Origin of the sequence: Microterricola viridarii, from assembly GCF_900104895.1 — a bacterium.
Classification (GTDB): domain Bacteria; phylum Actinomycetota; class Actinomycetes; order Actinomycetales; family Microbacteriaceae; genus Microterricola; species Microterricola viridarii.
The window spans coordinates 169491-193196 of sequence record NZ_LT629742.1; the positions used below are offsets into that span (position 1 = coordinate 169491).

At 70.8% G+C, this 23706-nt stretch carries 27 protein-coding genes; 10 read left to right on the forward strand and 17 right to left on the reverse strand.

The genetic code is table 11. The annotated features are described in order from the left end of the window. The first annotated feature begins 102 nt into the window (after nucleotides 1-102). A complete protein-coding gene (locus BLT62_RS00745; RefSeq protein WP_083362339.1) occupies nucleotides 103-804 on the forward strand; it encodes a LysE family translocator in 702 nt (233 codons plus the stop codon). Between the two features lie 29 nt (nucleotides 805-833). On the opposite strand, the gene BLT62_RS00750 is transcribed toward BLT62_RS00745, so the two are convergent. After that, nucleotides 834-1382 carry a YbhB/YbcL family Raf kinase inhibitor-like protein gene (locus BLT62_RS00750; RefSeq protein WP_083362340.1) on the reverse strand — a complete coding sequence of 183 codons (549 nt, stop codon included), beginning with the start codon at nucleotides 1380-1382 and terminating at the stop codon, nucleotides 834-836. Nucleotides 1383-1533: 151 nt separating this feature from the next. On the opposite strand from BLT62_RS00750, the gene trhO reads away from it, so the two are divergent. Further along, nucleotides 1534-2451: an oxygen-dependent tRNA uridine(34) hydroxylase TrhO gene (gene trhO, locus BLT62_RS00755; protein ID WP_083362341.1), complete on the forward strand. Its 918-nt coding sequence runs from the start codon at nucleotides 1534-1536 to the stop codon at nucleotides 2449-2451. A gap of 88 nt (nucleotides 2452-2539) precedes the next feature. On the opposite strand, the gene BLT62_RS00760 is transcribed toward trhO, so the two are convergent. The 6 genes from BLT62_RS00760 to BLT62_RS00785 are packed head-to-tail and all read right to left on the reverse strand — an operon-like array spanning nucleotide 2540 to nucleotide 7852. Then, complete coding sequence (locus BLT62_RS00760) at nucleotides 2540-3013, reverse strand: hypothetical protein (RefSeq protein ID WP_156786204.1); 474 nt, start codon at nucleotides 3011-3013, stop codon at nucleotides 2540-2542. Beyond that, nucleotides 3010-3948 (reverse strand): LssY C-terminal domain-containing protein, encoded by a 939-nt coding sequence (locus BLT62_RS00765; RefSeq protein WP_083362343.1) that lies wholly within the window; start codon nucleotides 3946-3948, stop codon nucleotides 3010-3012. The genes BLT62_RS00760 and BLT62_RS00765 overlap by 4 nt, the downstream gene beginning before the upstream one ends. 46 nt (nucleotides 3949-3994) lie before the next feature. Beyond that, a complete protein-coding gene (locus BLT62_RS00770) occupies nucleotides 3995-4753 on the reverse strand; it encodes an iron ABC transporter ATP-binding protein (RefSeq protein WP_083362344.1) in 759 nt (252 codons plus the stop codon). After that, nucleotides 4750-5796 (reverse strand): iron chelate uptake ABC transporter family permease subunit, encoded by a 1047-nt coding sequence (locus BLT62_RS00775; protein ID WP_083362345.1) that lies wholly within the window; start codon nucleotides 5794-5796, stop codon nucleotides 4750-4752. Before BLT62_RS00775 ends, BLT62_RS00770 begins: the two co-directional genes overlap by 4 nt. Beyond that, nucleotides 5786-6862 (reverse strand): ABC transporter permease, encoded by a 1077-nt coding sequence (locus BLT62_RS00780; protein ID WP_231919294.1) that lies wholly within the window; start codon nucleotides 6860-6862, stop codon nucleotides 5786-5788. Before BLT62_RS00780 ends, BLT62_RS00775 begins: the two co-directional genes overlap by 11 nt. 21 nt (nucleotides 6863-6883) lie before the next feature. Beyond that, the gene (locus BLT62_RS00785; protein ID WP_156786205.1) at nucleotides 6884-7852 is read right to left on the reverse strand and encodes a siderophore ABC transporter substrate-binding protein; all 969 of its coding nucleotides are present in this window, start codon (nucleotides 7850-7852) and stop codon (nucleotides 6884-6886) included. Between the two features lie 285 nt (nucleotides 7853-8137). Here BLT62_RS00785 and BLT62_RS00790 point away from each other — a divergent pair, with 285 nt between their 5' ends. The 7 genes from BLT62_RS00790 to BLT62_RS00820 all read left to right on the forward strand — a co-directional run bounded on the left by BLT62_RS00790 (nucleotide 8138) and on the right by BLT62_RS00820 (nucleotide 14135). Continuing rightward, nucleotides 8138-8923 (forward strand): isocitrate lyase/PEP mutase family protein, encoded by a 786-nt coding sequence (locus BLT62_RS00790; protein WP_083362346.1) that lies wholly within the window; start codon nucleotides 8138-8140, stop codon nucleotides 8921-8923. A 58-nt stretch (nucleotides 8924-8981) separates the two neighbouring features. Next, nucleotides 8982-9389, forward strand: a complete 408-nt coding sequence (gene panD, locus BLT62_RS00795) for an aspartate 1-decarboxylase (RefSeq protein ID WP_083365235.1) — start codon at nucleotides 8982-8984, stop codon at nucleotides 9387-9389. Between the two features lie 183 nt (nucleotides 9390-9572). Then, nucleotides 9573-10028 (forward strand): hypothetical protein, encoded by a 456-nt coding sequence (locus BLT62_RS00800; RefSeq protein WP_156786206.1) that lies wholly within the window; start codon nucleotides 9573-9575, stop codon nucleotides 10026-10028. 144 nt (nucleotides 10029-10172) lie between these two features. Next, complete coding sequence (locus BLT62_RS00805) at nucleotides 10173-11075, forward strand: ABC transporter ATP-binding protein (RefSeq protein ID WP_083362348.1); 903 nt, start codon at nucleotides 10173-10175, stop codon at nucleotides 11073-11075. Then, complete coding sequence (locus BLT62_RS00810; protein ID WP_083362349.1) at nucleotides 11072-11899, forward strand: ABC transporter permease; 828 nt, start codon at nucleotides 11072-11074, stop codon at nucleotides 11897-11899. Before BLT62_RS00805 ends, BLT62_RS00810 begins: the two co-directional genes overlap by 4 nt. A 53-nt stretch (nucleotides 11900-11952) precedes the next feature. Beyond that, nucleotides 11953-13002, forward strand: a complete 1050-nt coding sequence (locus tag BLT62_RS00815; RefSeq protein ID WP_083362350.1) for an MDR family oxidoreductase — start codon at nucleotides 11953-11955, stop codon at nucleotides 13000-13002. A gap of 11 nt (nucleotides 13003-13013) precedes the next feature. Continuing rightward, on the forward strand, nucleotides 13014-14135 hold the full coding sequence (locus BLT62_RS00820; protein ID WP_156786207.1) for a winged helix DNA-binding domain-containing protein: 1122 nt from the start codon (nucleotides 13014-13016) through the stop codon (nucleotides 14133-14135). Between the two features lie 27 nt (nucleotides 14136-14162). Here the strand turns inward: BLT62_RS00820 and BLT62_RS17950 are convergent, their stop codons facing one another. From BLT62_RS17950 to idi, 10 genes are all read right to left on the reverse strand, one after another. Further along, nucleotides 14163-14804: a hypothetical protein gene (locus BLT62_RS17950; RefSeq protein ID WP_197675154.1), complete on the reverse strand. Its 642-nt coding sequence runs from the start codon at nucleotides 14802-14804 to the stop codon at nucleotides 14163-14165. Nucleotides 14805-14937: 133 nt separating this feature from the next. Next, the gene (hemL, locus tag BLT62_RS00830) at nucleotides 14938-16254 is read right to left on the reverse strand and encodes a glutamate-1-semialdehyde 2,1-aminomutase (protein ID WP_083362352.1); all 1317 of its coding nucleotides are present in this window, start codon (nucleotides 16252-16254) and stop codon (nucleotides 14938-14940) included. Further along, the gene (hemB, locus tag BLT62_RS00835) at nucleotides 16251-17240 is read right to left on the reverse strand and encodes a porphobilinogen synthase (RefSeq protein WP_083362353.1); all 990 of its coding nucleotides are present in this window, start codon (nucleotides 17238-17240) and stop codon (nucleotides 16251-16253) included. The genes hemL and hemB overlap by 4 nt, the downstream gene beginning before the upstream one ends. Continuing rightward, nucleotides 17237-18169: a prenyltransferase gene (locus BLT62_RS00840; protein ID WP_083362354.1), complete on the reverse strand. Its 933-nt coding sequence runs from the start codon at nucleotides 18167-18169 to the stop codon at nucleotides 17237-17239. The genes hemB and BLT62_RS00840 overlap by 4 nt, the downstream gene beginning before the upstream one ends. After that, nucleotides 18159-18503, reverse strand: coding sequence for a lycopene cyclase domain-containing protein (locus tag BLT62_RS00845; protein WP_083362355.1), 345 nt, complete (start codon nucleotides 18501-18503; stop codon nucleotides 18159-18161). Before BLT62_RS00845 ends, BLT62_RS00840 begins: the two co-directional genes overlap by 11 nt. Beyond that, the gene (locus tag BLT62_RS00850; RefSeq protein WP_083362356.1) at nucleotides 18500-18823 is read right to left on the reverse strand and encodes a lycopene cyclase domain-containing protein; all 324 of its coding nucleotides are present in this window, start codon (nucleotides 18821-18823) and stop codon (nucleotides 18500-18502) included. The genes BLT62_RS00845 and BLT62_RS00850 overlap by 4 nt, the downstream gene beginning before the upstream one ends. Then, nucleotides 18820-20484, reverse strand: a complete 1665-nt coding sequence (crtI, locus tag BLT62_RS00855; protein WP_083362357.1) for a phytoene desaturase family protein — start codon at nucleotides 20482-20484, stop codon at nucleotides 18820-18822. The genes BLT62_RS00850 and crtI overlap by 4 nt, the downstream gene beginning before the upstream one ends. Beyond that, nucleotides 20481-21383 (reverse strand): phytoene/squalene synthase family protein, encoded by a 903-nt coding sequence (locus tag BLT62_RS00860; protein WP_083362358.1) that lies wholly within the window; start codon nucleotides 21381-21383, stop codon nucleotides 20481-20483. The genes crtI and BLT62_RS00860 overlap by 4 nt, the downstream gene beginning before the upstream one ends. Next, nucleotides 21380-22453: a polyprenyl synthetase family protein gene (locus BLT62_RS00865; protein ID WP_083362359.1), complete on the reverse strand. Its 1074-nt coding sequence runs from the start codon at nucleotides 22451-22453 to the stop codon at nucleotides 21380-21382. Before BLT62_RS00865 ends, BLT62_RS00860 begins: the two co-directional genes overlap by 4 nt. After that, nucleotides 22450-23022, reverse strand: coding sequence for an isopentenyl-diphosphate Delta-isomerase (gene idi, locus BLT62_RS00870; RefSeq protein WP_083362360.1), 573 nt, complete (start codon nucleotides 23020-23022; stop codon nucleotides 22450-22452). The genes BLT62_RS00865 and idi overlap by 4 nt, the downstream gene beginning before the upstream one ends. Nucleotides 23023-23100: 78 nt before the next feature. On the opposite strand from idi, the gene BLT62_RS00875 reads away from it, so the two are divergent. Further along, nucleotides 23101-23700: a MarR family winged helix-turn-helix transcriptional regulator gene (locus BLT62_RS00875; RefSeq protein ID WP_231919295.1), complete on the forward strand. Its 600-nt coding sequence runs from the start codon at nucleotides 23101-23103 to the stop codon at nucleotides 23698-23700. Nucleotides 23701-23706: the final 6 nt, after the last annotated feature.

A 23706-nucleotide genomic window follows, 5' to 3' on the forward strand; every position in this document is an offset into this window, starting at 1 on the left:
GATTCCGCGGAGAGCGGTCACATGGCCGGACAACGGGCCCGGAAGCGGCCAGTTGACGGCCCTCGACGGACGCACCGGGCGGGGCAGGAGTAGCATTCCGGCATGGTTCCGTGGCCCAACCTGCTCGCCTTCGCGCTGGCGTCGATCGCGCTCATCGCCCTGCCCGGCCCGAGCGTGCTGTTCGTCATCGGCCGCACGCTGACCCTCGGCCGCACCGGCGGCCTGCTCAGCGTGCTCGGCAACTCGCTCGGCGCCCTGCCCGCCCTCGTGCTCGTCGCGCTCGGCGTCGGCACCATCGTGGCGCAATCGGCGACGCTGTTCACGGTCATCAAGTTCGCCGGCGCCGGCTACCTCGTCTACCTCGGCGTGCAGGCGATCCGGCACCGCAAGGATGCCGCCGGCTCTGCCTCCGCAGAGGAGACGCCGTCCGGCATCACGCCGTCCGAGGCGCCGCAGAGCCGCGGCGCCCGCTTCGGCCGCGCGTTCCGGCACCCCACCACCCGCATCCTCGGCGAGGCGTTCCTCGTCGGCCTCACCAACCCGAAGACGATCGTGTTCTTCGTGGCCGTGCTGCCCCAGTTCGTCGACTACGGCGCGGGCATGATCCCGTTGCAGCTGGCCGAGCTCGGCCTGGTCTTCATCGCGCTCGCCCTCATCGGCGACAGCCTGTGGGCGCTCACCGCCGGCGCCGCCCGCGACTGGTTCGCGCAGAGCCCGAAGCGACTCGAGCGCCTCGCCGGCGCCGGCGGAGCCATGATGATCGGCCTCGGCGGTGTGCTCGCCCTCACCGGCAACAAGAGCTGACGGCATCCGCGACCACCGGCGGATGCCGCCTAGTCGGTCGTCGCGGTTCCGGTGAGCGTGCCGCGGGCCAGCGTGTGGAAGTGCAGGTTGAAGCCGAGGGTCGCCGGGGTTGACTGCGGGTCGAGCTCGAGCCTGGCCACATCGACCGCGTGCACGGCGAAGATGTAGCGGTGCACGCCCGTCGTCGGCGGCGGGCCGGCGCCGACGAAGGAGGTGAGCCGGCGCTCGTTCGGCAGGGTGAGGCTGCCGGCCGGCAGCAGCGCGCCGCCCGGCGCCCCGGCGTTCTCGGCCAGCGACGTGACGCTCGCCGGGATGTTGCAGACCGCCCAGTGCCAGAAGCCGGAGCCGGTCGGGGCGTCCGGGTCGAAGCAGGTGACGGCGTAGCTCAGCGTGCCGGCCGGGCCCGCGCTCCAGCTCAGCTGCGGCGACGTGTCGCTGCCCGCACCGCCGGGGCCGCCGCCCGCGCCCCACTGGGCGGGCGCCAACGGTTGGCCGTCGCGCAGCTGCTCGCTCGTGACGGTGAGCGGCGCGAACTGCTTGAGCGTGGCCAACTCGGCGTAGGGGTCGTAGCTGAACATCGTCGTTCTCCATTCAGGGCGGGGCGGCTGCGCCGCGACATCCGGATGCCGCCAGCCTACGTCGCCGCGGGCGGCGGCACCCGGTGGGCACCCGGGCTTCGCTCGTTTCCCGCTCAGGCGTCGTGGAGGGCGCAGTCCGTAAACTTGGCTCGTGGCCACAGCCAAAATCCTCCTCTATTACGCATTCACGCCCCTCGCCGACCCCGAGGCCGTGCGCCTCTGGCAGCGCGACCTCGCCGAGTCGCTGGGCCTGCGCGGCCGCATCCTGCTCTCCGAGCACGGCATCAACGGCACCCTCGGCGGCGACATGGCTGCGCTCAAGCGCTACGTCCGCAAGACCAAGGACTACGCGCCGTTCAAGGGCATCGACTTCAAGTGGAGCGAGGGCACCGGCCTCGACGAGACCGGTGCGAGCCTCGACTTCCCGCGGCTCAGCGTGAAGGTGCGCGACGAGATCGTCAGCTTCGGCGCGCCCGGCGAGCTCGCGGTGGACGCCGACGGCGTGGTCGGCGGCGGCACCAAGCTGGCACCGCGCGAGCTGAACGCCCTGGTCGCCGAGCATGCGGCATCCGGCACCGAGGTCGTCTTCTTCGACGGCCGCAACGCCTTCGAGGCCGAGATCGGGCGCTTCAAGAATGCGATCGTGCCGGATGTCGCCACCACCCGCGACTTCGTCAGTGAGCTGGACAGCGGCAAGTACGACCACCTCAAGGACACGCCGATCGTCACCTACTGCACGGGCGGCATCCGCTGCGAGGTGCTCTCCGGCCTGATGAAGAGCCGCGGCTTCGAGAACGTCTACCAGCTCGACGGCGGCATCGTGCGCTACGGCGAGGCCTTCGGCGACTCCGGCCTCTGGGACGGCTCGCTCTACGTCTTCGACCAGCGCGGCTCGGTCGACTTCGGCGCGAACACGGCCGTCATCGGCGCCTGCGTGCGCTGCGGCGCGGCCAGCAAGCGCATGCAGAACTGCAACGACCTCTCCTGCCGCGAGCAGATGGTGGTCTGCGCCGACTGCGCCGCCGAGTCGGAGACCTTCTGCGGGGAGCACGCCCTCACCGCCCAGTAGCTCGCACCCGCCCCCACACCCCCACCCAGTTGCCACAAATCGGGGGTGGGCGCCCCCCGCACCCGTGATTTTCGGCAACTGGGTGGGGTTAGGGGGCGAGGGCGGGCGCGGGGTCGTTGCGCCGCGCGAACGCGCGCGCGGCCCGACTGGAGAGCGCCAACAGGATCAAGATGTCGAGCGCCAGGCTGAGCAGCGTCGTGCGCAGGGTGATCTCCAGACCGGACTGCCACCACTCGAAGAACGACACCAGAATGCTCACCGTGGCGAACAGCATGGCGGCGACGCGCGCCCAGTTGACCCCGCGCAGCACCAGCCAGGCCAGGACGAGGTAGAACAGCAGCCACGCGCCGTAGCCGATCATGAGCACGTCAACGAAGGCGCTGGCCGCGGCCCGCTCCTCGGCGGTCGCCTTGGCGCCCTCGAAGATGACGTCGTTGAGGAAGTCCTCTCTGTCGCCGAACGCGACCGCGATGACGAGCACGCCCGCGAGGGCCCGCAGGCACATGAGCACCGCCCCCATCGTGGTGGGCGCCGGCCGCTTCCGGCCGGACGCGGCGCTCACGACAGCCCCCGGAGCTCGGTCGTGCGCGGCTCGTCGCCGGCGGCCTCGCCGGCATCCGCGCCCGCGCCCTCGGTCGCGCCCTCGCCCTCGCCCTCGGCGAGCGCGACCCGGCGCAGGTCGATCACGGGCAGATCGCCGTCCGTGTGAATCGAGTCACCGCCGCCGTTGCGGGCGTGATAACCGGTCGAGAAGTCCCGGATGACGACGAAGCGCGCCTTCGGCTCGGCCTCGCGCACCGTCGCGACGATGTGGTCGCGCTCGATGTCGGTGTTCGCGTCGATCTTGTGAGTGACCTGCAGGGTGAACAGCGAGAAGCCGACGGCCCGGTCGAAGGTGCCGGCTGCCAGCCAGTCGACGCGGTGGCCTCCCGGCAGCATCCAGCCCTCCGGGCACCTCCAGAAGCGCACGTGGTGGCGCTTGGACGGGTTGCCCTCGACCTCCTGCTGGTAGGCGAAGTCCTGCTGCCGGCCGAAGAGGAACAGCGGGCTCACGGGCGCCTCGTCATAGCTCTGCCGCGTCAGCGTGGAGGTGATGATGCGCCAGCTCGACGCGCCCGTCACCTGGTCGGCGCGCGTCCAGCCCGCGGCGTCCATCGTCTGCTCCAGCTGTTCGGAATCCCCGAGCAGCGCCAGGTTGACCGGGTCGCCGAGCAGGCCGTCGCTCGTGCGGGCCCGCCCGATGAAGTAGTTGGGCACGTAGAGCTGGGTGAGGATGCGGTGCAGCCGCGGCAGAACCAGGTAGGCCAGCAGCAGCCAGAACGCCAGTGCGAACCAGATCGCGCCCCAGCCCCACTCCAGGCTGTCGGAGGCCAGCAACACGGCGAGCCACACGGCGGCGAGGCCACCGAAGACGAAGAAGAAGTTGTCGAGTGCCGCGCTCAGCGAGCGGCGCTTGGTGCGCGTCGGCCTCGTGTGCTGCGTCGCCGTGGCAGGCATGACGCCATGCTAACCGCTGGCCCCCTCGGCCGTCGGCAACGGCCGCTCAGCTGTAGTAGTAGCCGATGCGCTGGCCGGCGATCTCGCAGACGTCGATCGGCATGCCGTAGATGTTCGCGAGCACCGCGTTCTGCATGATGTCGTCGATGCCGCCGTGCGCGAGCACGCGCCCCTTCTGCATGGCGATGATCTCGTCGGAGTACACCGACGCGAAGTTGATGTCGTGCAGCACGATCACGACGCGCTTGTCCATCTCGTCGGCGACGCGGCGCAGCAGGCGCATGATCTCGACGGCATGGCGCAGGTCGAGGTTGTTCAGCGGCTCGTCGAGCAGCACGTACTTGGTGTCCTGGGCGAGCACCATGGCGATGAAGGCGCGCTGCCGCTGGCCACCGGAGAGCTCGTCCAGGTACCTGCCCTCGAGGCCGCCGAGGTCGAGGAACGCGAGGGCGTTCTCGATGTGCTCCCGGTCGAGAACCGTGAGCCGGCCCTTGGAGTGCGGGTAGCGCCCGAAGGCCACGAGCTCGCGCACGGTCAGGCGCGCGGCCAGGTGGTTGTCCTGGCGCAGCACCGCGATGCGGGTGGCGAGCTGCGAGCCGGCCGTCGTGACGACGTCGAGCCCGTCGATGGTGATGGTGCCGTCATCCATCGGCAGGAGCCGCGCAATCATCGACAGCAGGGTCGACTTGCCCGCGCCGTTCGGCCCGATCAACGAGGTGATGCCGGAGCCGCCGAGCTCGAGTGAGACGTCGTCGACGACGGCGGTGCGCCCATAGCGCTTGGTGACTCCGCTGATGCTGATCATCGAATGCCCTTTCTGAGAAGCAGGACGATAAAGAGGATGCCGCCGACGAACTCGATCACGACGCTGAGCACCGTGCCGAGGCCGAAGACCTGCTCGAGCACGAACTGGCCGCCGACGAGGCAGATCACGCCGAGGAAGATCGTGGCGGGCAGCACCAGCGCATGCCGGCTGTTGCCGACGATGAGGTACGCGAGATTGGCCACGATCAGCCCGAAGAAGGTGATGGGGCCCACCAGCGAGGTCGACACGGCCACCAGGATCGCGATCAGCACGAGCAGGATCGTGACGGTGCGCCGGTGGTTGACGCCCAGAGCGATGGCCTGCTCCTCGCCCAGGTTGAGCACATCGAGCACGGGCAGCAGGCGCAGCGCCACGACGCACACGGCGATGACGGCGATCGCCGAGAGCCAGAGCTGCGCCGGGTCGACCGCGTTGAACGTGGCGAAGAAGCTGTCCTGCAGCACGGCGAAGGCGGCGGGGTCGAGCATGCGCTGCATCATGCTGGCCAGGCTGCGGAAGAACACGCCGAAGACGATGCCGACCAGCACGAGGAGGTAGATGCTGCGCTTGGCGCCGACGAACAGCCAGCGGAACAGCAGCCCGGCGAACCCCACCATCAGCGCCACTTCGCCCAGCCAGACGAGGCGCGAGTCGACGCTGGTGAAGGCCGACGCCCCGAACACGAACATCAGCGTCGTCTGCACGAGCAGGTACAGCGCGTCAAACCCCATGATCGACGGCGTCAGGATGCGGTTGGCGGTGATCGTTTGGAACAGCACGGTCGACACGCCGATCGCCACGGCCACCAGCACCATGGCCGCCACCTTGCGCCCCCGGAACGGAATCGCGAAGTCCCAGCTGCCGGTGATGCCCACGAACAGGAACAGGGCGATGGATGCCAGGGCTGCCAGCGCCAGCAGTGCAACGCGCACGCGCGGCGAACGCAGCGCCGCGGCCAGAGACGCACGGGCGCGGGCGGCGCGCGATGACGCCGGCGACGCGGCATCCGCCCCGCGCCGAAGAAGTGGTGGGCTAGTGGGCATGGCTCGACCTTCTGAGCAGGAGGTAGAGGAAGAGGGCTGCGCCGACGACGCCCACGACGATGCCGAGCGGAATCTCGTAGGGGTAGCGCAGCACGCGACCCAGGATGTCGCAGGCCACCACGAAGATGGCGCCGATCAGCGCGACCCACGGCAGCGTGCGGCGCATGTTGTCGCCGAAGATGATGCTGACGACGTTGGGCACGACGAGGCCGAGGAACGGGATGACCCCGGCGGTCACCACGACGATGGCGGTCACGATCGAGACGATCACGAGGCCGAGCGTGAGGACGCGGCCGTAGTTGAGGCCGAGGTTCGTCGTGAACTCCTGGCCGAGCCCGGCGACGGTGAACCGGTCGGCGGCGAGCCAGGCGACCAGTGTCATCGCGAACGCCAGCCAGAGCAGCTCGTAGCGGCCGCGCAGCACGCCGGAGAAGTCGCCCGTCATCCACGTGTTGAGGCTCTGCAGCAGGTCAAGGCGGTAGGCGAAGAAGGTGGTGACCGCGGCGATGATTCCGCCGAGCATCATGCCGACGAGCGGCACCAAGACGATCGAGCGCACCGGGATGCGCCGCAGGATCAGCAGGAAGAGGCCGGTTCCGGCGAGCGCGAACACGGCCGCGACCCCCATCTTGCCGAGCAGGCCCATCGACGGGGCGAAGATCGTGACCACGAGCAGGCCGAGCATGGCCGACTCGGTGGTGCCCGCCGTGCTCGGCTCGACGAATTTGTTGCGCACGAGCAGCTGCATGAGCATGCCAACGATGGCCATCGACGCCCCGGTGAGAACGAGCGCCAGGGTGCGCGGCAGGCGGCTGGCCAACAGCAGCTGCATGGCCTCGCCGTCGATGCCGCCAGCCAGGAGCGACGCGGGGGTGACATCGCTGACGCCGATGAACGTGCTGACGACGGCGAGCAGCACGAGCAGGGTGCCGGCTCCGATCAGCAGCCACGGCGAGCGGGCGCGGTCGGCCGGGTGCGCCGCAGGCGGCCGCCCGCCCGCCGTCGGGGCGCGCAACACACCGCCCCGCGTGGCGCGGGGCGGTGTGTTGGCGGTGTCAGAGCTCACGATGCGGGGAGGGGGGACGGCCTAGGCCAGCGCGTCGGCAACCTCGTCGATCATCGTGTTGATGGCGGTGAGGCCGGAGATCACGATGTACCAGGCGGTGCCGTCGAGCTGCGTGACCTGGTCGCTCTGCCATGCGGTCGTGCCGGCGACAACCTCGTTGTCGAGCACGGTGAGCGCGGCGGCTCCACCGGACTCGCCGACGGCGACATCGCGGTCGACGACGAAGAGCCAGTCGGGGTTGGCCTCGCGGATGAACTCGAACGAGATCGGGTCGCCGTGCGTGGAGGCGTCGACGTCGGGCACGGCGGCCGTGAGGCCGAGTTCGGTGTGCAGCCAGCCAAAGCGCGAGCCCGGGCCGAAGGCGGTGACCTCACCGGCGTTGGTCATGACGATGAGGCCGGTCCCGGCATCCGGGGTCAGCTTCTGCACGGCGGCGATCTTCTCGTCGATGGCCGCGAAGGCGGTGTCGACCTCGTCCTGCTTCTCGAAGATCTCGCCCAGCGTCTCGGCGTTGGCGCGGAAGCTCTCGAGGTAGTCGGCCGGGTCGGTGCTGAGGTCGATGGTCGGCGCGATGGCGCTGAGCTCGGGAAGAGCGGATGCCGAGCGCTGCGCGACGATGATGAGATCGGGGGCGGCGGCGTTGACGGCCTCGTAATTGGGCTCCTTGAGCGAGCCGAGGTCAACGTAGTCGTCGCCCGCGTAGCTCGTGAGGTAGGTCGGCAGGTTCTGCTTGGGCACACCGGCAACATCGACATCGAGCGCGTCGAGGGTGTCGAGCACGCCGAAGTCGAGCACGAGGACGGTCTGCGGGTTGACCGGGACGACGGTCTCGCCCTGCGCGTGCGTGACGGTGATCTCGCTCGCAGCCTTCTCGGTTGCCTGCGGAGGCGTCCCGGCCTCGCCCTGCGGGTTGGCGCAGCCGGCGAAGAGCAGCGCGCCGGCCGCGGCGAGCGCGAGGGCGCCAAGAGGTCGAATCTGGGCGTGCGTCATGAGGGTGCTCCAATGCGGTGGGGTTTCTGGGGGCTGCAGTGCGCAACGCCGACGTGCCGCGGGGCGGGTGAACCAGGAGCGGGCCGAAGCCGTCGCCAGGCAATCCGAGACAACATTGGATAGGCTAACCTAACTTTCCTCTGGCTGTCGAACCGACTCGGCTCCTTCCATGGCTTTTACCCTACGCCGCCGGAGCGCTGAGCTGCGCGGCTTCGCCTCGGCCGGCGACGGTGAGGTCCGTTTCCCGCCGACCGCGCAGCAGGTGCCGCGGCTACGGTGAGGGGCATGACCGACATCGACACCACCGCCGCCCGCGCCACCGACCTCCTCCGCCTGCACGAGGCACCGGAGCTGTTGCAGCTCGTCAACGTCTGGGACGTGGTGAGCGCCCGCGCCGTCGCGGCCCTGCCGGAGACCCGCGCCCTGGCCACCGCGAGCCACTCGATCGCGGCGAGCTTCGGCTACCCGGACGGCGAGGCCATCCCCCGCGAGCTCATGCTGGACATGGTCGGCCGCATCGCGGCCAGCACCGAGCTGCCGCTGACCGCCGACCTCGAGGCCGGCTACGGCGACGCCGGTGACACCACCCGCCGCGCGATCGCCCTCGGCGTCGTCGGCGCGAACATCGAGGACGAGCTGAAGCCCCTCGCCGAGTCCGTCGCCGCCATGACCGCGGTGGTCGCCGCCGGCGCGGCCGAGGGCGTCCCGTTCGTGCTGAACGCCCGCACCGACGCGTTCCTGCGCGGCGGCGACCGCCCGCTCGAGGTGATCGTCGCCGACGCCATCGAGCGCGGCCGCGCCTACCTGGACGCCGGCGCCGCCTGCGTGTTCGTGCCGGGCAACTTCGGCGAGGACGTCGTTGCAGAGCTCGTCGAGGCCTTCGGCCCGCGCCGCCTCAGCGTGATCGGGCTGCCGCTGCTGCCCTCCCCCGCCCGCCTCGCCGAGCTGGGCGTCGCCCGCGTCTCCTACGGGCCGTACGTGCAGCGCGTCGCCCTGACCGCGCTGCAGGATGTCGCGGGCGCCCTCTACGCCGGCGGCGAGATCCCGGCCGACACCCGCGCCCTCAACTAGCCCGAGCGCCCGCCACCGCGCCGATGCCCGCTGCGGAGCGCGAGTAGGCTGGATGCTCGTGCTCAGAACCATGCTCAGCGGCAAGATCCACCGCGCGACCGTCACCCACGCCGACCTCGACTATGTCGGCTCGATCACGATCGACCGGGACCTGCTCGAGGCGGCCGGCATCCTGCCCGGCGAGCAGGTCGCCGTCGTCGACGTCACGAACGGCGCCCGGCTCGAGACGTACACGATCGCCGGCGAGCGCGGCAGCGGCGTCGTCGGCATCAACGGCGCGGCCGCTCACCTCGTGCACCCGGGCGATGTCGTCATCATCATCGCCTACGGACTGATGCCGAGCGACGAGGCAATCGCGTTCACCCCGCGCGTCGTGCACGTCGGCGCAGCCAACGAGATCATCCACCTGGGCACGGATGCCGCGGAGTCGGTCGTGGCCGGGCTGCAGCGCCCGCCGCACGCATAGCGCGACACGAAGCGCCGCGAAACGCGGCAGCCACCTCCACGGAAGCCGGTGGACAGCGACCGCTGCTTGGCGGGTTTCGACTGCCCCGCGCGTCCCACCGCGTGACTGCTCCACCCCGCTTCACGTCTGTAACGAAATGATCTCCGCTGCCGTGCATCGCCGGCGTCGTGACACGATCTCCACATGAAGCCTTTTCGATTTGGGACGGTTGCGGGCGCAGTGGCGGTGGTGGCCGGGCTGTTCACGCTCACGGGGTGCGCGACGGGCCTGCCCGGGCCAGGCGTCTTCGGCGATGGGTCGCACGCGGAGCGAGTCGAACGCGGAATCCCCGACGGCTGGGAGGGGCCGAATCCCGATCTTCTCGATGGTGTGCCCGTCGTCGGATGGGTGAGCGACACAGAGTTCGGGGTGGTCACGATGGGAAGCGGCAGTTGCCCGGCTGTCGCCGGTGAACTGCAGATCCTCGGCGACGACAGTGTGCGGATCGAGTTCGGCCAGTCGCCGCGCAACCCCTGCACGGCAGACTTGCGGGCGACCACGCACATCTATCAGTTGCCGTCGGAGGTGGCTGTGCGGCCGGTGACCGTGACTGTCTGGTACGACGACTTCGACACGGAGTACACGCTCGAACTCGGCTGATCGTGCGGCGTCTCCCCCGACCGGCCGAGCGGGTGACGGGCCTGGCGCAGAATCCCCCGCGCGACGGATGCAGCGGGCGCCGGGGCCTCAATAGGGTGGAGGCGTGGCGGGGGTCCCTGCCGAGCACAAGGCAGAGAGGATTCCATGCCCATCGGAGTGCCCATCGAGTTCGCCGGGGTGACGAAGCGCTTCGGCGCCGTCAACGCCGTCAACGACCTCTCCTTCACCGTGGAGCCGGGCCGGGTCACCGGCTTCCTCGGCCCGAACGGTGCAGGCAAGACCACGAGCCTGCGCATGCTGCTCGGCCTCGTGCGACCCACCAGCGGAACCGCCACCTTCGGCGGAGTTCCCTACCGCCAGCTGCCGAACCCGCTCACCGCGGTCGGCGCGGCGCTCGAGGCGGCCAGCTTCCACCCGGGGCGCACCGCCCGCAACCACCTCGGCGTCTACGCCGCCGCGGCCGGCCTCGACAAGACCAGGGCCGACATCGTGCTCGACAAGGTCGGGCTCAGCGAGTACGCCGATCGCCGCGTCGGCGGCTACTCGCTCGGCATGCGCCAGCGCCTCGGTCTGGCCGGCACCCTGCTCGGCGACCCGGGCGTGCTCGTGCTGGACGAGCCGATCAACGGCCTGGACCCTGAGGGCATCAAGTGGATCCGGCTGTTCCTGCGCGAGCTCGCGGCAGAGGGCCGCACCGTGCTGGTCAGCTCCCACCTGCTCAGCGAGGTGCAGCAGAGCGTCGACGACGTCGTCATCATCGCCAAGGGCCAGCTCGTGCACCGCGGCCCGCTCTCCAGCCTCGACACCGAAGCCACCCCGCACGTCATCGTCAACTCCCCCACCCCCGAGGCACTCGCCGCCGCGCTCACAGCGGCCGGCCTCAGCCACGCCCCGGCCAGGGCCGGGCTGCTCGTGGCGGCATCCGACCCCGCCCAGATCGGACACATCGCCTTCGCGGCCGGTGTTGAGATCAGCGTTCTGCACCGACAGGAGACCGGCTTGGAAGACTCCTTCCTCAGCTTGATCGCGGGAGGTGGCGAGCGATGACCTTCACCCGCGCCCTCTCGGCCGAGTTCCTCAAGTTGTTCAGCACCCGCCTCTGGTGGATCCTGGCGCTCGTCCTCTTCCTCTACGTCGGCGTCATGGCCGGCGGGCTCGGCGCACTGTTCGGCTGGGCCGCCAGCGGCGGCGACGCCTCCGCTGCCGGGGTCAGCCCGCTCCCGCCCGGGATGAACCTGCACGCCGTGATCTACAGCATGGCGTCCTCGATCGGCTACGTGTTCCCGGTGCTGCTCGGCGCCTTTGCCGTCACGGGCGAGTTCCGGCACCAGACGCTCACCCCGACGTTCCTGGCCACCCCGCGGCGCGGCATCGTGCTGGGTGCGAAGGTCGTCGCCATGCTGCTCGTCGGCGCCCTGTTCGGCGTCATCGCCTGGGCGTCGACGGTCGGCCTCGGTGCCGCGGCACTCGGTGCCTTCAACCTCGACACCGCGCTCGACAGTTCGGACACCTGGGCGATGGTCGGCCGCGGCGTGCTGGCGATGGCGCTCTGGGCGGCTGTCGGCGTCGGGCTCGGCGCGCTCGTGCCGAGCCAGGTCGCCGCGCTGATCATCGTGATCGCCTTCACCCAGTTCCTCGAGCCCGTGCTGCGCCTGGTCTCCTCCTTCAACGAGGTCACCGCCAACATCGCGCGCTTCCTGCCCGGCGCGGCGAGCGACTCCCTCGTCGGCGCGAGCTTCTACTCGGTCGCCATGCCCGGCGGCTCCGCCGAGACGCTGTTCTGGTGGCAGGGCGGCCTCGTGCTGCTGGCCATCGCCATCGTCACGACCGTCGCCGGCTATTTCACCAGCTGGCGCCGCGACGTCACGTGATCGGATCGCCCATGCCCCCGGCTTGAACCGGCCCCGCTGATTAGGCTGGGGGCATGAGCGATCAGTTCCGGGCCATCGTCGTCGATTCCGTGGCGGATGTCGCGGGCACGGGCCCCCGGCAGCGCGGCACGCTGCGCACTCTCGACCAGGATTTCCTCACCGCCGGCAGCGACGAGCACCCGGCCGCGATCACCCTCGAGAGCGGCGTCGCCCTCGACGTCGAGTACTCGGGCGTCAACTACAAGGACGGCCTGGCCGTCGCCGGGCGCCCGGGCGTCGTGCGGCGCACCCCGCTGATCGCCGGCATCGACGTCGTCGGCACGGTGCGCTCCAGCCCCGACGCGCGCTGGGCTGCGGGCGAGCGCGTCGTGCTGAATGGCGCCGGCCTCGGCGAGGGCCTGCACGGCGGGCTCAGTGAGCGCGCCCTCGTCAGCCCGCACTCCCTGGTGCGCCTGCCCAGCGCGATCAGCGCCCGCCGGGCCGCCGCCATCGGAACGGCCGGCTTCACCGCGATGCTCTCGCTGATGGCGCTGGAGAAGCAGGGCATCGGCCCGCGCTCCGGCGAGATCCTGGTCACCGGCGCGGCCGGCGGCGTCGGCTCGGTGGCCATCATGCTGCTGGCCCGCGCCGGGTACAGCGTGACGGCGGCATCCGGCCGGGCGGAGTCAGAGGGCGACTACCTCCGCGAGCTCGGCGCGAGCAGCGTCATCGACCGGGCAGAGCTCTCCGAGCCCGGCCGCCCGATGCAGAGCACCCGCTGGGCGGGCGCCATCGACTCCGTCGGCGGCACGATCCTCGCCAACGTGATCGCCCAGACCGGCTACGGCGGATCCGTCACCAGCTGCGGCCTGGCCGCCGGCGTCGAGCTGCCGAGCACGGTGCTGCCGTTCATCCTGCGCGGGGTGAACCTGCTCGGCGTGAACTCGGTCGACGCCCCGCTCGCCCTGCGCGAGGCGGCCTGGATGCGGCTGGCCGCCGAGACGCGCTTTGAGCTGCTCGACGAGCTCAGCACCGAGATCGGCCTCGCAGCCGTTCCGGAGGCGGCGGAGGCGATCCTCGCCGGCACCGTGCGCGGGCGCACCGTCGTCAACGTCCGCGCGTAGGGCCGGCCGCCGTGACCGCGCAGCTGAGCCGTAGCCAAGCCGTCGCGCACCGGATGAACAACCACGCCCTCTGGTCGCCGCGCGCCGGCCCGCCCGGCGAGCTGGTGCGCCGCTTCGTCGCCATGCAGGCACAGGAGTACAGCTACGCGCTCTGGGCGATCGCGCAGCGCCTGCGCGGCACGCCAGACGCGGCAGGCCTCGCCGTCGCCGCCGACCGCGGCGAGATCCTGCGCACCCATGTGCTGCGCCCGACCTGGCACTTCGTGACGCCCGCGGACGCCGACTGGCTGCTGCGGTTGACCGGGCCGCGCGTGCAGCGCATCAATGCGGCCTATCTGCGCCGCACCTCCGTCGACGCGACAACGCTCGACCGGGCGTTCGCGCTCATCCTCGCCGAGCTCGCCGGCGGGCGGCACCGCACCCGCCCCCAGCTTGCGGACGCACTCCGCGCCCACGGGCTCGATCTCGGCGGGCTGGCGCTCAGCCTCGTCATGATGGAGGCCGAACTGCAGCGCCTCGTGATCAGCGGCGCCTCCAGCGGCAAGCAGCGCGGGTATGCGCTCTTCGAGGAGCGCGTGCCGGATGCCGGCGGGCCGTTCGAACGGGAGCGGGCGCTGGCCGAGCTGCTCGCGCGCTTCATCGCCACCCGCGGGCCCGTCACCCTTAAGGACTTCGCGGTGTGGAGCGGGCTCACCCTGGGCGACGCGCGGGCGGGGCTGGCAATCGTGCGCGAGCAGGAGCCCGGCCGATTCGAGCCGGTGGCGGTCGAGGGCTTCGACTGCTGGTGGCAACCCCCGGCAGCAGTGCCGGTCGCCGCGCCGGCTGGTGAGAGCACGCTTCAGCCGCGCGTCGATCTCGTGCAGGGCTACGACGAGTACGTGATGTCGTACACGCCCAGCAAGGTGCTCATGCAGTTATCGGAATATGAATTCGCCGGCGGCACACTGCTGCACACCGTGCTGGTCGACGGCGTCATGGCCGCGCAATGGAAGCACGTGCTGCGGGCCCGCGACGCGACGGTCGTTGTCGACCGCCTGCGGGCGATGTCGTCCGCCGAGCGCGCCGCGGTCGAACGGTCGACGGAGGCCTACGGCCGCCACCTCGGCGTGCCGGTGCAGGTGGAGTGGTTGTGAGAACCCGGTCGTAACTGGTTCGACCAGTTACGCGTTCTCGGTGCCGTCGGCCACCGCGCTCTTCGCGTCGGCATCCGCCACCGCGGAGCTCGCAGGTTCGGAGCTCGCGTCGTCGGCGCTCTGCGCGGCAGTGCCCTGCGCGTCAGCGCTCTGCGCGGCAGTTCCCTGCGCATCGGGTGCCTTCGTCTTGGCGGCGCGGGCGAGGCGCGGCAGCCGCACGGCACGGGCCTTCGGGTCCTTCGTGGGCGCAGCCCCCTCGGCGCCCGCGCCGGCCGCTGCCTGCGCCGCGGCCGCGGCCAGGGCAGCTGTCTCGGCGTCGCCGGGGCTCACGTTCAGTGCCCGCACCAGCTCAGCCGCGTGGTTGGTGCTGACGATGTGGCGGGCATATTCCCCATCGGCAATATCAATGATGACGGCCTGGCGCTTGTTCTTGATGACGAGGAAATCCTTGCCGCCGTGAAACTTCCAGGTGCCGACGGCGAGCACCAGCGGAACGAGCGAACCGGGCGCCCGAATCCCACGGATCCAGATCCACGGGTCATCGGTGATTGTGACGGAGCGGATGGCAGACCGCGGCACCGAGATCTCGTCCCGGCGCAGCGCAAGCGCCTTCTCGGCGGGGGTGAGTTGAATCTCAAGCCGGTCGGGGTGCACACGCAATGAAGCCATGCCCCTAGTCTGCCAAGAGCTACCGACATTCGCCTTGTGCGAAACCTCACAATGCGGTGACGATGCACTGTGTGGCAGCGCCGTGTGGCAAAACTCAGGGGCAGCGCCGTCGGGCGCCGCCCCTGCTCCCCGGCTACTCCGGCTGCGCGGCGGCCGCCGCCTTGGCGGCATCCGGCAGCGCCTCGAGAATGCGCGCGATCACGGTGTCGTCGTGCGCAGCCGTGACAAACCAGGCCTCGAACACCGACGGCGGCAGCGAGATGCCGCTGGCCAGCATCGACTGGAAGAACGCCGGGTAGCGGTACGCCTCCTGGGTGAGCACCTCCGCGTAGGATCGGGCGCCGGATGCCAGGTGCGCGCCGAACACGAAGCTGAACAGGTTGCCCGCCCGCTGCACGTGGTGGGCGACGCCCTCCGCCGCGAGTGCGGCAGAGACGGCCTCCGAGATGAGCAGCGCACTCGCGTTGAGCTGGGCGTAGAGCGCGTCGTCGGCCAGGCGCAGGGTCTCCAGACCGGCGGCCACGGCGACCGGGTTGCCGGAGAGCGTGCCGGCTTGGTAGACCGGGCCGAGGGGGGCGAGGTAGTCCATCACCTCGGCGCGGCCGCCGAGCGCGGCGACGGGGAGGCCGCCGCCGATGACCTTGCCGAAGGTGAACAGGTCCGGCGCGTAGCTCTGGCCGTGCGCATTCTCCAGGCCCCAGTAGCCGGCCGAGCCGACGCGGAAGCCGGTGAGCACCTCGTCCATGATCAGCAGCGCGCCGTGGGCGTGCACGATGTCGGCGAGGGCCGCGTTGAAGCCGGGGTCGGGCGCGACGACGCCCATGTTGGCGGCGGCGGCCTCGGTGATGACGGCGGCGATGTTGTCGCCGTGCTCGGCGAATGCGGCGCGCACGGCGTCGAGGTCGTTGTAGGGCAGCACGAGTGTCTGCGCCGCCGTCGCTGCGGTCACCCCGGCGGAGCCCGGCAGCGCGAGCGTGGCGAGACCGGATCCGGCGGCGGCGAGCAGGCCGTCGGAGTGGCCGTGGTAGTGCCCGGCGAACTTCACCAGCAGCTCGCGGCCGGTGAACCCGCGGGCGAGGCGGATGGCGGTCATCGTCGCCTCGGTGCCGGTCGAGACCAGGCGCACCTTCTCGACGGGGGCGACGCGCTCGGCGATCAGCTCAGCCAGCTCGGTCTCGGCCGGCGTGCTGGCGCCGAAGGAGAGGCCGCGGGCTGCCGCGTCCTGCACCACACGGACTACCTGCGGGTGGGCGTGGCCGAGGATGGCGGGACCCCAGCTGGCGACGAGGTCGACGTAGCGGCGGCCGGCCGAGTCGGTGACGTAGGCCCCGGAGGCCTCGACGAGGAACAGCGGCGTGCCACCGACGGAGCGGAAGGCGCGCACCGGCGAGTTCACGCCGCCGGGGATGGCGGCCTGGGCGCGCTCGAAGAGGTTCTCGTTGGTGCTCATGCGAAGTCTCCATTGTTCAGCCAGCCGGCGAGTTCGGTGGCCCAGTACGTGAGCACGACGTCGGCGCCGGCCCGGTGAATGCCGAGCACCGATTCGTGCACGGCGCGCTTGCGGTCGATCCAGCCCTGCATGGCGGCGGCCTCAATCATCGAGTACTCGCCGGACACCTGATATGCCCAAACTGGAATATCACTGGCGGCTGCGACGTCGGCGAGCACGTCGAGGTAGCTGCCTGCCGGCTTCACCATGACGACGTCGGCACCCTCCTCGATATCGAGCATGGCCTCGCGCAGACCCTCCCGACGGTTGCCGGGGTCGAGCTGGTAGCTGCGGCGGTCGCCGTCCAGCGTCGACTCGACGGCATCGCGGAACGGACCGTAGAACGCCGAGGCGTACTTGGCCGAGTAGGCGAGGATGGCGGTGTCGACGAACCCGGCTCCGTCGAGCGTCTCGCGCACGGCGGCCACCTGGCCGTCCATCATGCCGGAGAGGCCGAGCAGCGCCGAGCCGGATGCCGCCTGCACCAGCGCCATCTCGCGGTAGCGCTCGAGCGTCGCGTCGTTGTCGACCCGGCCGAGGGCGTCCAGCACCCCGCAGTGGCCGTGGTCGGTGAACTCGTCCAGGCAGAGGTCGGTCTGCACGACGAGTGCGTCGCCGACCTCGTCTGCGACCACCCGGGTGGCGCGGTTGAGGATGCCGTCCGGGTGCGTGGCGCCGCTGCCCGTCGCATCGCGCACGCTGGGCACGCCGAAGAGCATCACGCCGCCGATTCCGGCGGCCGCGGCGTCCTGAACCGCCCCCCTCACGCTGTCGAGCGTGTGTTGCACGACGCCCGGCATCGAGGCGATCGGCATCGGGCCACCCTCCTCACGAACGAAGAGCGGGAGCACCAGCTGGGCCGGGTGGAGGCGCGTCTCTGAGGCGAGGCGGCGGATCCCGGGATTGGCGCGCAGACGACGGGGGCGAATACGGGGGTTTGCGGTCACCCGAACAGACTACGTGTATCGACTGCGCTGAAGATGAGAAGGAGCGTCGCGAGGAACCCGACCGCGTAGTTGACCCAGAGGAAGTGCCGCCAGCCGCCCGTGGCCGCCGCCGAGTCGGCGTCGCTCACCGAGCGGTACGGCCAGGCCAGCACCAGGTAGGGCACGACGAGCAGGGCCGCGAGGGCGCCGGGCCAGCCGTAGCCCAGCGGAATCAGCAGGAGCAGCACCACCCCCGCCACCGCCCAGCAGGCCAGCGCCACGCGCACGGTGGCCGCCGCGCCGAGCGCCGTCGCGATCGAACCGATGCCCGCCGCCCTGTCTGGCTGCACGTCCTGCACGGCGCCGAAGGCGTGGCTCGCGACGCCCCAGAGGAAGAAGGCGAGCAGAACGATGACGGCCACCGGGCCGAACGGCGCGCCGGCGAGCACGATCCCGTAGACGGCGGGCGAGACGAAGTGGGTGCTCGAGGTGAGCGAGTCCAGAACCGGGATCTCCTTGAAGCGCAGCCCGGGCACCGAATAGGCGGCCACCGCGAACAGGCTCACCGCGAGCACCAGCCAGGAGGCCGGCGAGCCGAGCAGCACCAGCGCCAGCACGAACGGGGCGCAGAGCAGCACGGCGGCCAGCAGCGTCGCCCGGTGCAGCCGAGGCGCCAGCAGTGCGCCGTGTGCGCCGCCCTTGCGTGGGTTGGCCACGTCGGAGGCGTAGTCGAACACGTCGTTCACGCCGTACATGGCCAGGTTGTACGGCACCAGGAAGAACAGCGTGCCAATGACGAGGGCCGCGTCGATCCGGCCAGTGCTCAACAGGTAGGCCGCGGCAAAAGGGAACGCCGTGTTGATCCAGCTCAGCGGCCGCGAGGCCAGCAGCAGCTGGCGGGGCAGGCTCTGGCTGGGCGGGCTCTGCCTCGTGCTGCTCTCAGCCGACATCCGCGCTCTCCTTGACTGTGACCGGGCGGCGCGCCGGGCCGAGCAGCGCCCAAAGCGATGGCAGCAGGATGACGGCCGCCAGCGGGTAGGCGAAGTCCTCGATCGGGGCCAGGCCGATCGACCAGCCAAGCAGGTGTTCCCCGCTGTACTCCATCAGCCCGCCGGCGATCATCAGGCTGTCGAACAGCGCCGTCAGCACGAACAGCGCCGCGGCCGTGACGCCCGCGGACGCGAGGGCCGTGCCGAGCCGGGCCGGCCGCCGCAGCAGCAGGGCGGATGCCGCGACCAGCAGCACCACGGCGAGCATCACCAGGTTCAGCACCGTGTACGTCATGCCGGCCTCCTCGCGGTGAGCAACCGCTGCGTTCCCCGGAACAGCACCATGCTCAGGTAACAGAGGAAGACGAGGAAGACGAGTTCCTCGACCGGAAAGTGCGGCCCGAGCAGCAGGCCGGTCGAGATCTCGTTCTGCCCGCGCAGGAAGATGCCGAGGGCGATCCCCGCGATGTCCCAGAGCACGAAGAAGAGGGTCCCGAGCGCGAGCACCAGGGCAGCACGGCGCGGCTCGCTCCAGAAGAACAGCGTGAAGCGGCGGTCCAGCACCACCATGCAGCCGAGCGAGGCCAGCAGTAACGCGAGGTAGAGCAGGCTCATCGCGGGGCCGCCCCGGCCGCGGTGCGCGCCGCGTGCGCGGAGAGCGGCGCGGCCAGCGGCGCACCGCTCCGGTCGCCGCGCAGCTTCTTGATGACGAGTTCCGCGCTGATCAGGCACATCGGCAGCCCGATGCCGGGGATGGTGCTGCCGCCGACGTAGTAGAGCCCGTCGACAAAGGTGGAGCTGTTCCGGCCGCGGAAGAAGGCGCTCTGCCGCAGGGTGTGCGCGGGGCCGAGCGCACCGCCGCGCCAGGAGTTCAGGTCCTCGGCGAAGTCTGCCGGGCCCACGGTGCGGCGCAGCACGATGCGCTGTGCCAGATCGGGGATTCCGGCCCACTGTGCGATCTGCTGGATCGCCGCGTCCGCGGCCCGCTCAACGCGCGCGGAGCCGCTGCGGCCGAGCCCTCCCGACCCGATCTCCGGGTCGGCCGGCACGGGCACCAGCACGAACAGGTTCTCGTGGTTGGGCGGTGCCGCACCGGGGTCTGTGGCGCTGGGCCGGCAGACGTAGATGGATGCCGGTTCCGGGACGAAGCTCGGGTTGCCGTAGATCGCCGAGAAGTTGTCCTCCCAGTTGTCGACGAAGAACAGGTTGTGGTGCTCGAGCTCCGGCAGCGCGCCGCGCACGCCGAGCATCACGAGCACGGCCCCCGGACCCGGATTGCGCTGCTCCCACCACTCCTCTGGGTAGCTCCGCAGTTCCGGCGACAACAGCGCCGTCTCGGTGAAGTGGAGGTCGGCGGCCGAGACCACGATGTCGCTCTGGATCTCGTGCTCCGCACCCTGTGCGTCCCGGTAGCGCACCCCTGTCGCGGCGGCGCGTGGGCGGCGCCGGCGCCGGCCGTGCTTGGCGCGCCGTGCGGCGGCACTGCCGCCAGCCGTGCTGCCGGCATCCGTCGTGATCTCGGTGGCCTGCGCCCCGGTGAGCACACGAACACCCGCCGACTCGGCCAGCCCCGCGATGCTGTCAATGATCGTGCTGAAGCCGCCCTGCGGGTAGTAGACGCCGTCGCCGAAGTCGAGATGGCTCATCAGGTGGTAGAGGCTCGGCACCTCGAACGGAGAGGAGCCGAGGAACACGGCCGGGTAGCCCAGCACCTGCTGCAGACGCGGGTCGCGCACGTGCTTCTGGATCAGGCCGTGGAGCGAGCGGGCGCCCAGACCCGCGAGCGCGGGCGCGCGGCGCAGTACCTCGGGCCCGATCAGGCTGCGCGGGTCGTCAAAGGTGTTGTAGAGGAAGCGGCCGAGTGCCAGCTCGTAGGCGTCAGAGGCCGAGGCGACGTAGCGGCGCAGCTCGGCTCCCGCGCCGGGCTCGATCGACTCGAACAGGGCGACGTTGGCCTCGAAGTCGGCCACGATGTCGATCGGCGCAGCGCCGGTCTCGGCGAAGACGCGGTAGCCGGGGTCCAGCCGTTCCAACGCGAGCTGCTCGCCTGCGGAGGTGCCGAGCAGGGAGTAGAAGTGCTCGAAGACCTCGGGCATCAGGTACCACGACGGCCCGGTGTCGAAGCGGTAGCCGTCGGCCTCCCACAGCCCGGCCCGGCCGCCCAGCACGCCGCGTGCTTCGAGCAGCGTGACGTCGTAGCCGTCTGCTGCCAGCAGCGCGGCCGTCGCCAGCCCGGCGATGCCGCCGCCGATCACGCTGGCGGTTGGCGCGCTCATCGTGACCTCAGCAGCACGCCGGCCAGGATGCGCACCTTCTGCGGCCCCGGGACGCGCACCCGTTGGCCGGCAAGCGCGGCCGCTGGCGTCGCGTCGACGCGGTCGGTGAGCTCTGCGAAGAATGCGGATGCCGCGCGGATCGCCCTCCGGCAGCTGGCGGGCAGCCGCGGGATCACCGCATCGGCCGCGAACAGGTCGGCCCGGATGCCGGCGACGATGTTCGCCTTCTGCTCCTCGGTGATGGCCAGCGGGTCGACGCCGGGAAAGTAGCGGCGGCCGAGGGCGGTGAAGTCGGCCGAGATGTCGCGCAGGAAGTTGATCTTCTGGAACGCGGCACCGAGCCGACGGGCGCCGTGCTCCAACCGCCTGCGCTCGTTGTCGTTGATGTACTCCCCGTTCAGAAACACCCGCAGGCACATCAGGCCGATCACCTCGGCGGAGCCGTAGATGTAGTCGCGCAGTTCCTCCGCGCCGAACGGCGCCGGATCGAGGTCGCGGCGCATCGAGGCGAAGAAGGGGCTGAGCAGCTCCGCGGTGATGCCGGCGCGTCGCGCGCTCAGCGCGAAGGCGTGCACGACGAGGTCGCTGCTGTAGCCGCGCTGCAGTGCACGAACGGTCTCGGCCTCCATGGCGTCGAGGCACTCCCGCTGCTGGGCGATGCTCAACCCGGCGGCGGCGGCGGTGCCGTCGACGATCTCGTCGGCCACCCGCACCAGGGCGTAGATGTTCTCGATCTCGGGCCGGATCTGCGGGGCGAGCAGCCGGCTGGCCAAGCCGAAAGAGGTCGAATACTCCCGGATGACGACGGCGGCCCCCCGGTGCGCCGCGCGCTCGTAGAGCGCCAGTTCGCGGGCGCCGGCGAGTGCGGGCACGCTCCCCCGCTCCAGTGGCCTGGTCATGAGACGCGCACCGCCGCCCGGTGGGCGAGCTCCGCGAGCTCGGCCCGGAGCCCCGCCGGCACGAGCGGCTGCTCGAGCAGCGCGAGCGCCTCCGCGACGAGGTCGGCGATCAACCGTTCCGCGTAGCCGAGTGCACCGGAGTCGACCAGCAGCACGCGCACCCGATCGATGTCGCCCGGCCCGCCCGGCCCGATCAGCAGTCGCAACTCGGCCCAGCTGGCCGTGGTTCGGGCAAAAGCCATCATCGCCGTCATCTTCCCCTCTCTGGCATCGCCGATCGTGCTCTTGCCGGTCAGCTGCTCGTCGCCGAAGACGCCGAGCACGTCGTCGCGCAGCTGGAAGGCCGTGCCGATGAGACCGCCGAACTGCTCCAGCAGCAGCCCCAGCTCTGCGGGCGCGCCGGCCAACACCGCTCCGGCCCGAAGCGGCGCCGCGAACGAGTAGGGGGCCGTCTTCCATCTCGTCATGTCCAGGACCGCCGGCACCTCGGGGCTCACGGCGCCGGCACTCAGCCCCACGTCGCTCAGCTCGCCTGCCGCGGAGGCGAAGACTGCGGCGTCGAGCAGGTCGAGCAGCCCGAGTCGCACGGGCTCGGGCACGGCGAGACGCGCCACCATCGACTGCGCATCGTGGATCAGCAGGTCGCCGGCGAGAATGGCGGATGCCTGGGCCCAGCGTGCCGCGTTTGCCGCGCCGAGCCCCGCGGCCACGCCCTCGTCGAAGCGTTCGCCGGCGAGATTGCTCTGGCCGCGGCGAACGAAATCGTTGTCGATGACGTCATCGTGCAGCAGGAAGGCGGTGTGCAGCAGTTCGAAGGCGGCGGCCAGCTCGACCGCGGCGCCCCGGAGCGGCGCGGCGTCGACGCTGAGCTCCTCATACGCGCAGAGCACGAGAGCGGGCCGCAGCAGCTTGCCACCGTGGGCCGACCGCTCGATCGCCGCCCAGAGCCGGGAGTAGTCCTCGCCGAAGGCCTCGGCCGCCGCGCGGCGCTTCTGCCAGTGCCCGGCCAGCACGCCCTCGATCCGGGCGGCATCCTCGGCGGTCACGAAGCGACTCATGACGATGGTCATGGCCGCATTCTCCCTTCGAGTGCGGCTGTCTGCAAGACCAGCCAGGGGCTGAACGCCCACGGGGTGCTGGCGATGGATGTCGCCAGCGACTCCGGCGCCACCCACGCCAGCTCCATCACCTCGGCGGGGTTCGGTGTCGGGATCTCGTCGGTCATGGCCGTGTAGACGGGGCAGATCTCGTTCTCGACGATCCCCGCGGGGTCAACGGCCCGGTAGCGAAAGTCGGGGAGCTCGAGCGTCAGCTGGTGGCGGACCGGGTCCAGCTGCAACCCGAGCTCGCTCCGGCCATGGCGCACGAGCGCGGCCTCGATGCTCTCGCCCGGTGCGGGGTGGCCGCAGAAGGAGTTGGTCCAGACGCCGGGCCAGCTGCGCTTGCCCAGAGCCCGGCGGGTGACGAGCAGCTCGCCGGCTGAGTTCGCGATGTGGCAGGAGAAGGCCAGGTGCAGGGGCGTCTCGGCCGTGTGCAGTGCCTCTTTGGCCGCCGTGCCCGATGCCTGCCCGTTCTCGTCCAGCAGCACGACGTACTCACCCGATGTGTCAGGAACAGGTGACGCGATCAGACCACTCATTGAGACTCCCCACAAAATTACCTAACTAAGTTAGCTACTAGCTAAGCATGACACACTCTGCGCAAGTACACTGATGCCATGTCCAAGGCGAATTCCACGCGCTGGGATCCGGCTGCCTCCATGCTGGATCCGCGCATCGTCGACCCGACGGGCAGTTATGTGCGCTATGCCGGACTGCCCCCGGAGGAGTTGGACCAGGTCGTCGCCGTGCTCACCGCCATCAAGGCGTGGCGGGAGTCAGAGGATCGCACCAGCCTGCAGTCACGCAGCTACATGCGGCTGAACGAGACGGATATGCGAGCGCTGCGATTCGTGATCGCCGCGAAGAATGCCGGCGTGCTTGTCACGGCCGGAATGCTCGCCGGTCACCTCCAGATCTCGACGGCATCCATCACCAAGATGCTGGACCGGCTCGAGAAGGCGGGACACATCACCCGCACGCCGCACCCCGACGACCGACGTGCCGTGGTGATTGCCGTGACACCGGCCACCCACGCAGACGCACGCGCCACGATCGGGCGCAAGCACGCGCGGCGCTTCGACGTCGCCGCGGCGCTCTCCCCGGCCGAGCGCGAGGTCGTCATCGGCTTCCTGAACAGCCTGGCGGCGCTCGAAGAAGAAGCCGAGCCGATTGACGAAGAAGGGTCGGCCGAGCCGACCTCAGCGCAGACCGACTGATCTGCA

What these genes read in the sequence shown, in the direction of transcription:
- BLT62_RS00865 (WP_083362359.1), bottom strand. Translation starts at nt 22,453, where the DNA reads ATGACCATCGTCATGAGTCGCTTCGTGACCGCCGAGGATGCCGCCCGG.
- BLT62_RS00750 (WP_083362340.1), bottom strand. Translation starts at nt 1,382, where the DNA reads ATGTTCAGCTACGACCCCTACGCCGAGTTGGCCACGCTCAAGCAGTTC.
- BLT62_RS00840 (WP_083362354.1), bottom strand. Translation starts at nt 18,169, where the DNA reads ATGTCGGCTGAGAGCAGCACGAGGCAGAGCCCGCCCAGCCAGAGCCTG.
- BLT62_RS00790 (WP_083362346.1), top strand. Translation starts at nt 8,138, where the DNA reads ATGACCGACATCGACACCACCGCCGCCCGCGCCACCGACCTCCTCCGC.
- BLT62_RS00850 (WP_083362356.1), bottom strand. Translation starts at nt 18,823, where the DNA reads ATGAGCCTGCTCTACCTCGCGTTACTGCTGGCCTCGCTCGGCTGCATG.
- BLT62_RS00805 (WP_083362348.1), top strand. Translation starts at nt 10,173, where the DNA reads ATGCCCATCGGAGTGCCCATCGAGTTCGCCGGGGTGACGAAGCGCTTC.
- BLT62_RS00815 (WP_083362350.1), top strand. Translation starts at nt 11,953, where the DNA reads ATGAGCGATCAGTTCCGGGCCATCGTCGTCGATTCCGTGGCGGATGTC.
- BLT62_RS00810 (WP_083362349.1), top strand. Translation starts at nt 11,072, where the DNA reads ATGACCTTCACCCGCGCCCTCTCGGCCGAGTTCCTCAAGTTGTTCAGC.
- crtI (WP_083362357.1), bottom strand. Translation starts at nt 20,484, where the DNA reads ATGAGCGCGCCAACCGCCAGCGTGATCGGCGGCGGCATCGCCGGGCTG.
- hemL (WP_083362352.1), bottom strand. Translation starts at nt 16,254, where the DNA reads ATGAGCACCAACGAGAACCTCTTCGAGCGCGCCCAGGCCGCCATCCCC.
- BLT62_RS00845 (WP_083362355.1), bottom strand. Translation starts at nt 18,503, where the DNA reads ATGACGTACACGGTGCTGAACCTGGTGATGCTCGCCGTGGTGCTGCTG.
- BLT62_RS00770 (WP_083362344.1), bottom strand. Translation starts at nt 4,753, where the DNA reads ATGATCAGCATCAGCGGAGTCACCAAGCGCTATGGGCGCACCGCCGTC.
- BLT62_RS00775 (WP_083362345.1), bottom strand. Translation starts at nt 5,796, where the DNA reads ATGCCCACTAGCCCACCACTTCTTCGGCGCGGGGCGGATGCCGCGTCG.
- BLT62_RS17950 (WP_197675154.1), bottom strand. Translation starts at nt 14,804, where the DNA reads ATGGCTTCATTGCGTGTGCACCCCGACCGGCTTGAGATTCAACTCACC.
- BLT62_RS00875 (WP_231919295.1), top strand. Translation starts at nt 23,101, where the DNA reads ATGTCCAAGGCGAATTCCACGCGCTGGGATCCGGCTGCCTCCATGCTG.
- BLT62_RS00800 (WP_156786206.1), top strand. Translation starts at nt 9,573, where the DNA reads ATGAAGCCTTTTCGATTTGGGACGGTTGCGGGCGCAGTGGCGGTGGTG.
- BLT62_RS00765 (WP_083362343.1), bottom strand. Translation starts at nt 3,948, where the DNA reads ATGCCTGCCACGGCGACGCAGCACACGAGGCCGACGCGCACCAAGCGC.
- idi (WP_083362360.1), bottom strand. Translation starts at nt 23,022, where the DNA reads ATGAGTGGTCTGATCGCGTCACCTGTTCCTGACACATCGGGTGAGTAC.
- BLT62_RS00860 (WP_083362358.1), bottom strand. Translation starts at nt 21,383, where the DNA reads ATGACCAGGCCACTGGAGCGGGGGAGCGTGCCCGCACTCGCCGGCGCC.
- BLT62_RS00785 (WP_156786205.1), bottom strand. Translation starts at nt 7,852, where the DNA reads ATGACGCACGCCCAGATTCGACCTCTTGGCGCCCTCGCGCTCGCCGCG.
- BLT62_RS00745 (WP_083362339.1), top strand. Translation starts at nt 103, where the DNA reads ATGGTTCCGTGGCCCAACCTGCTCGCCTTCGCGCTGGCGTCGATCGCG.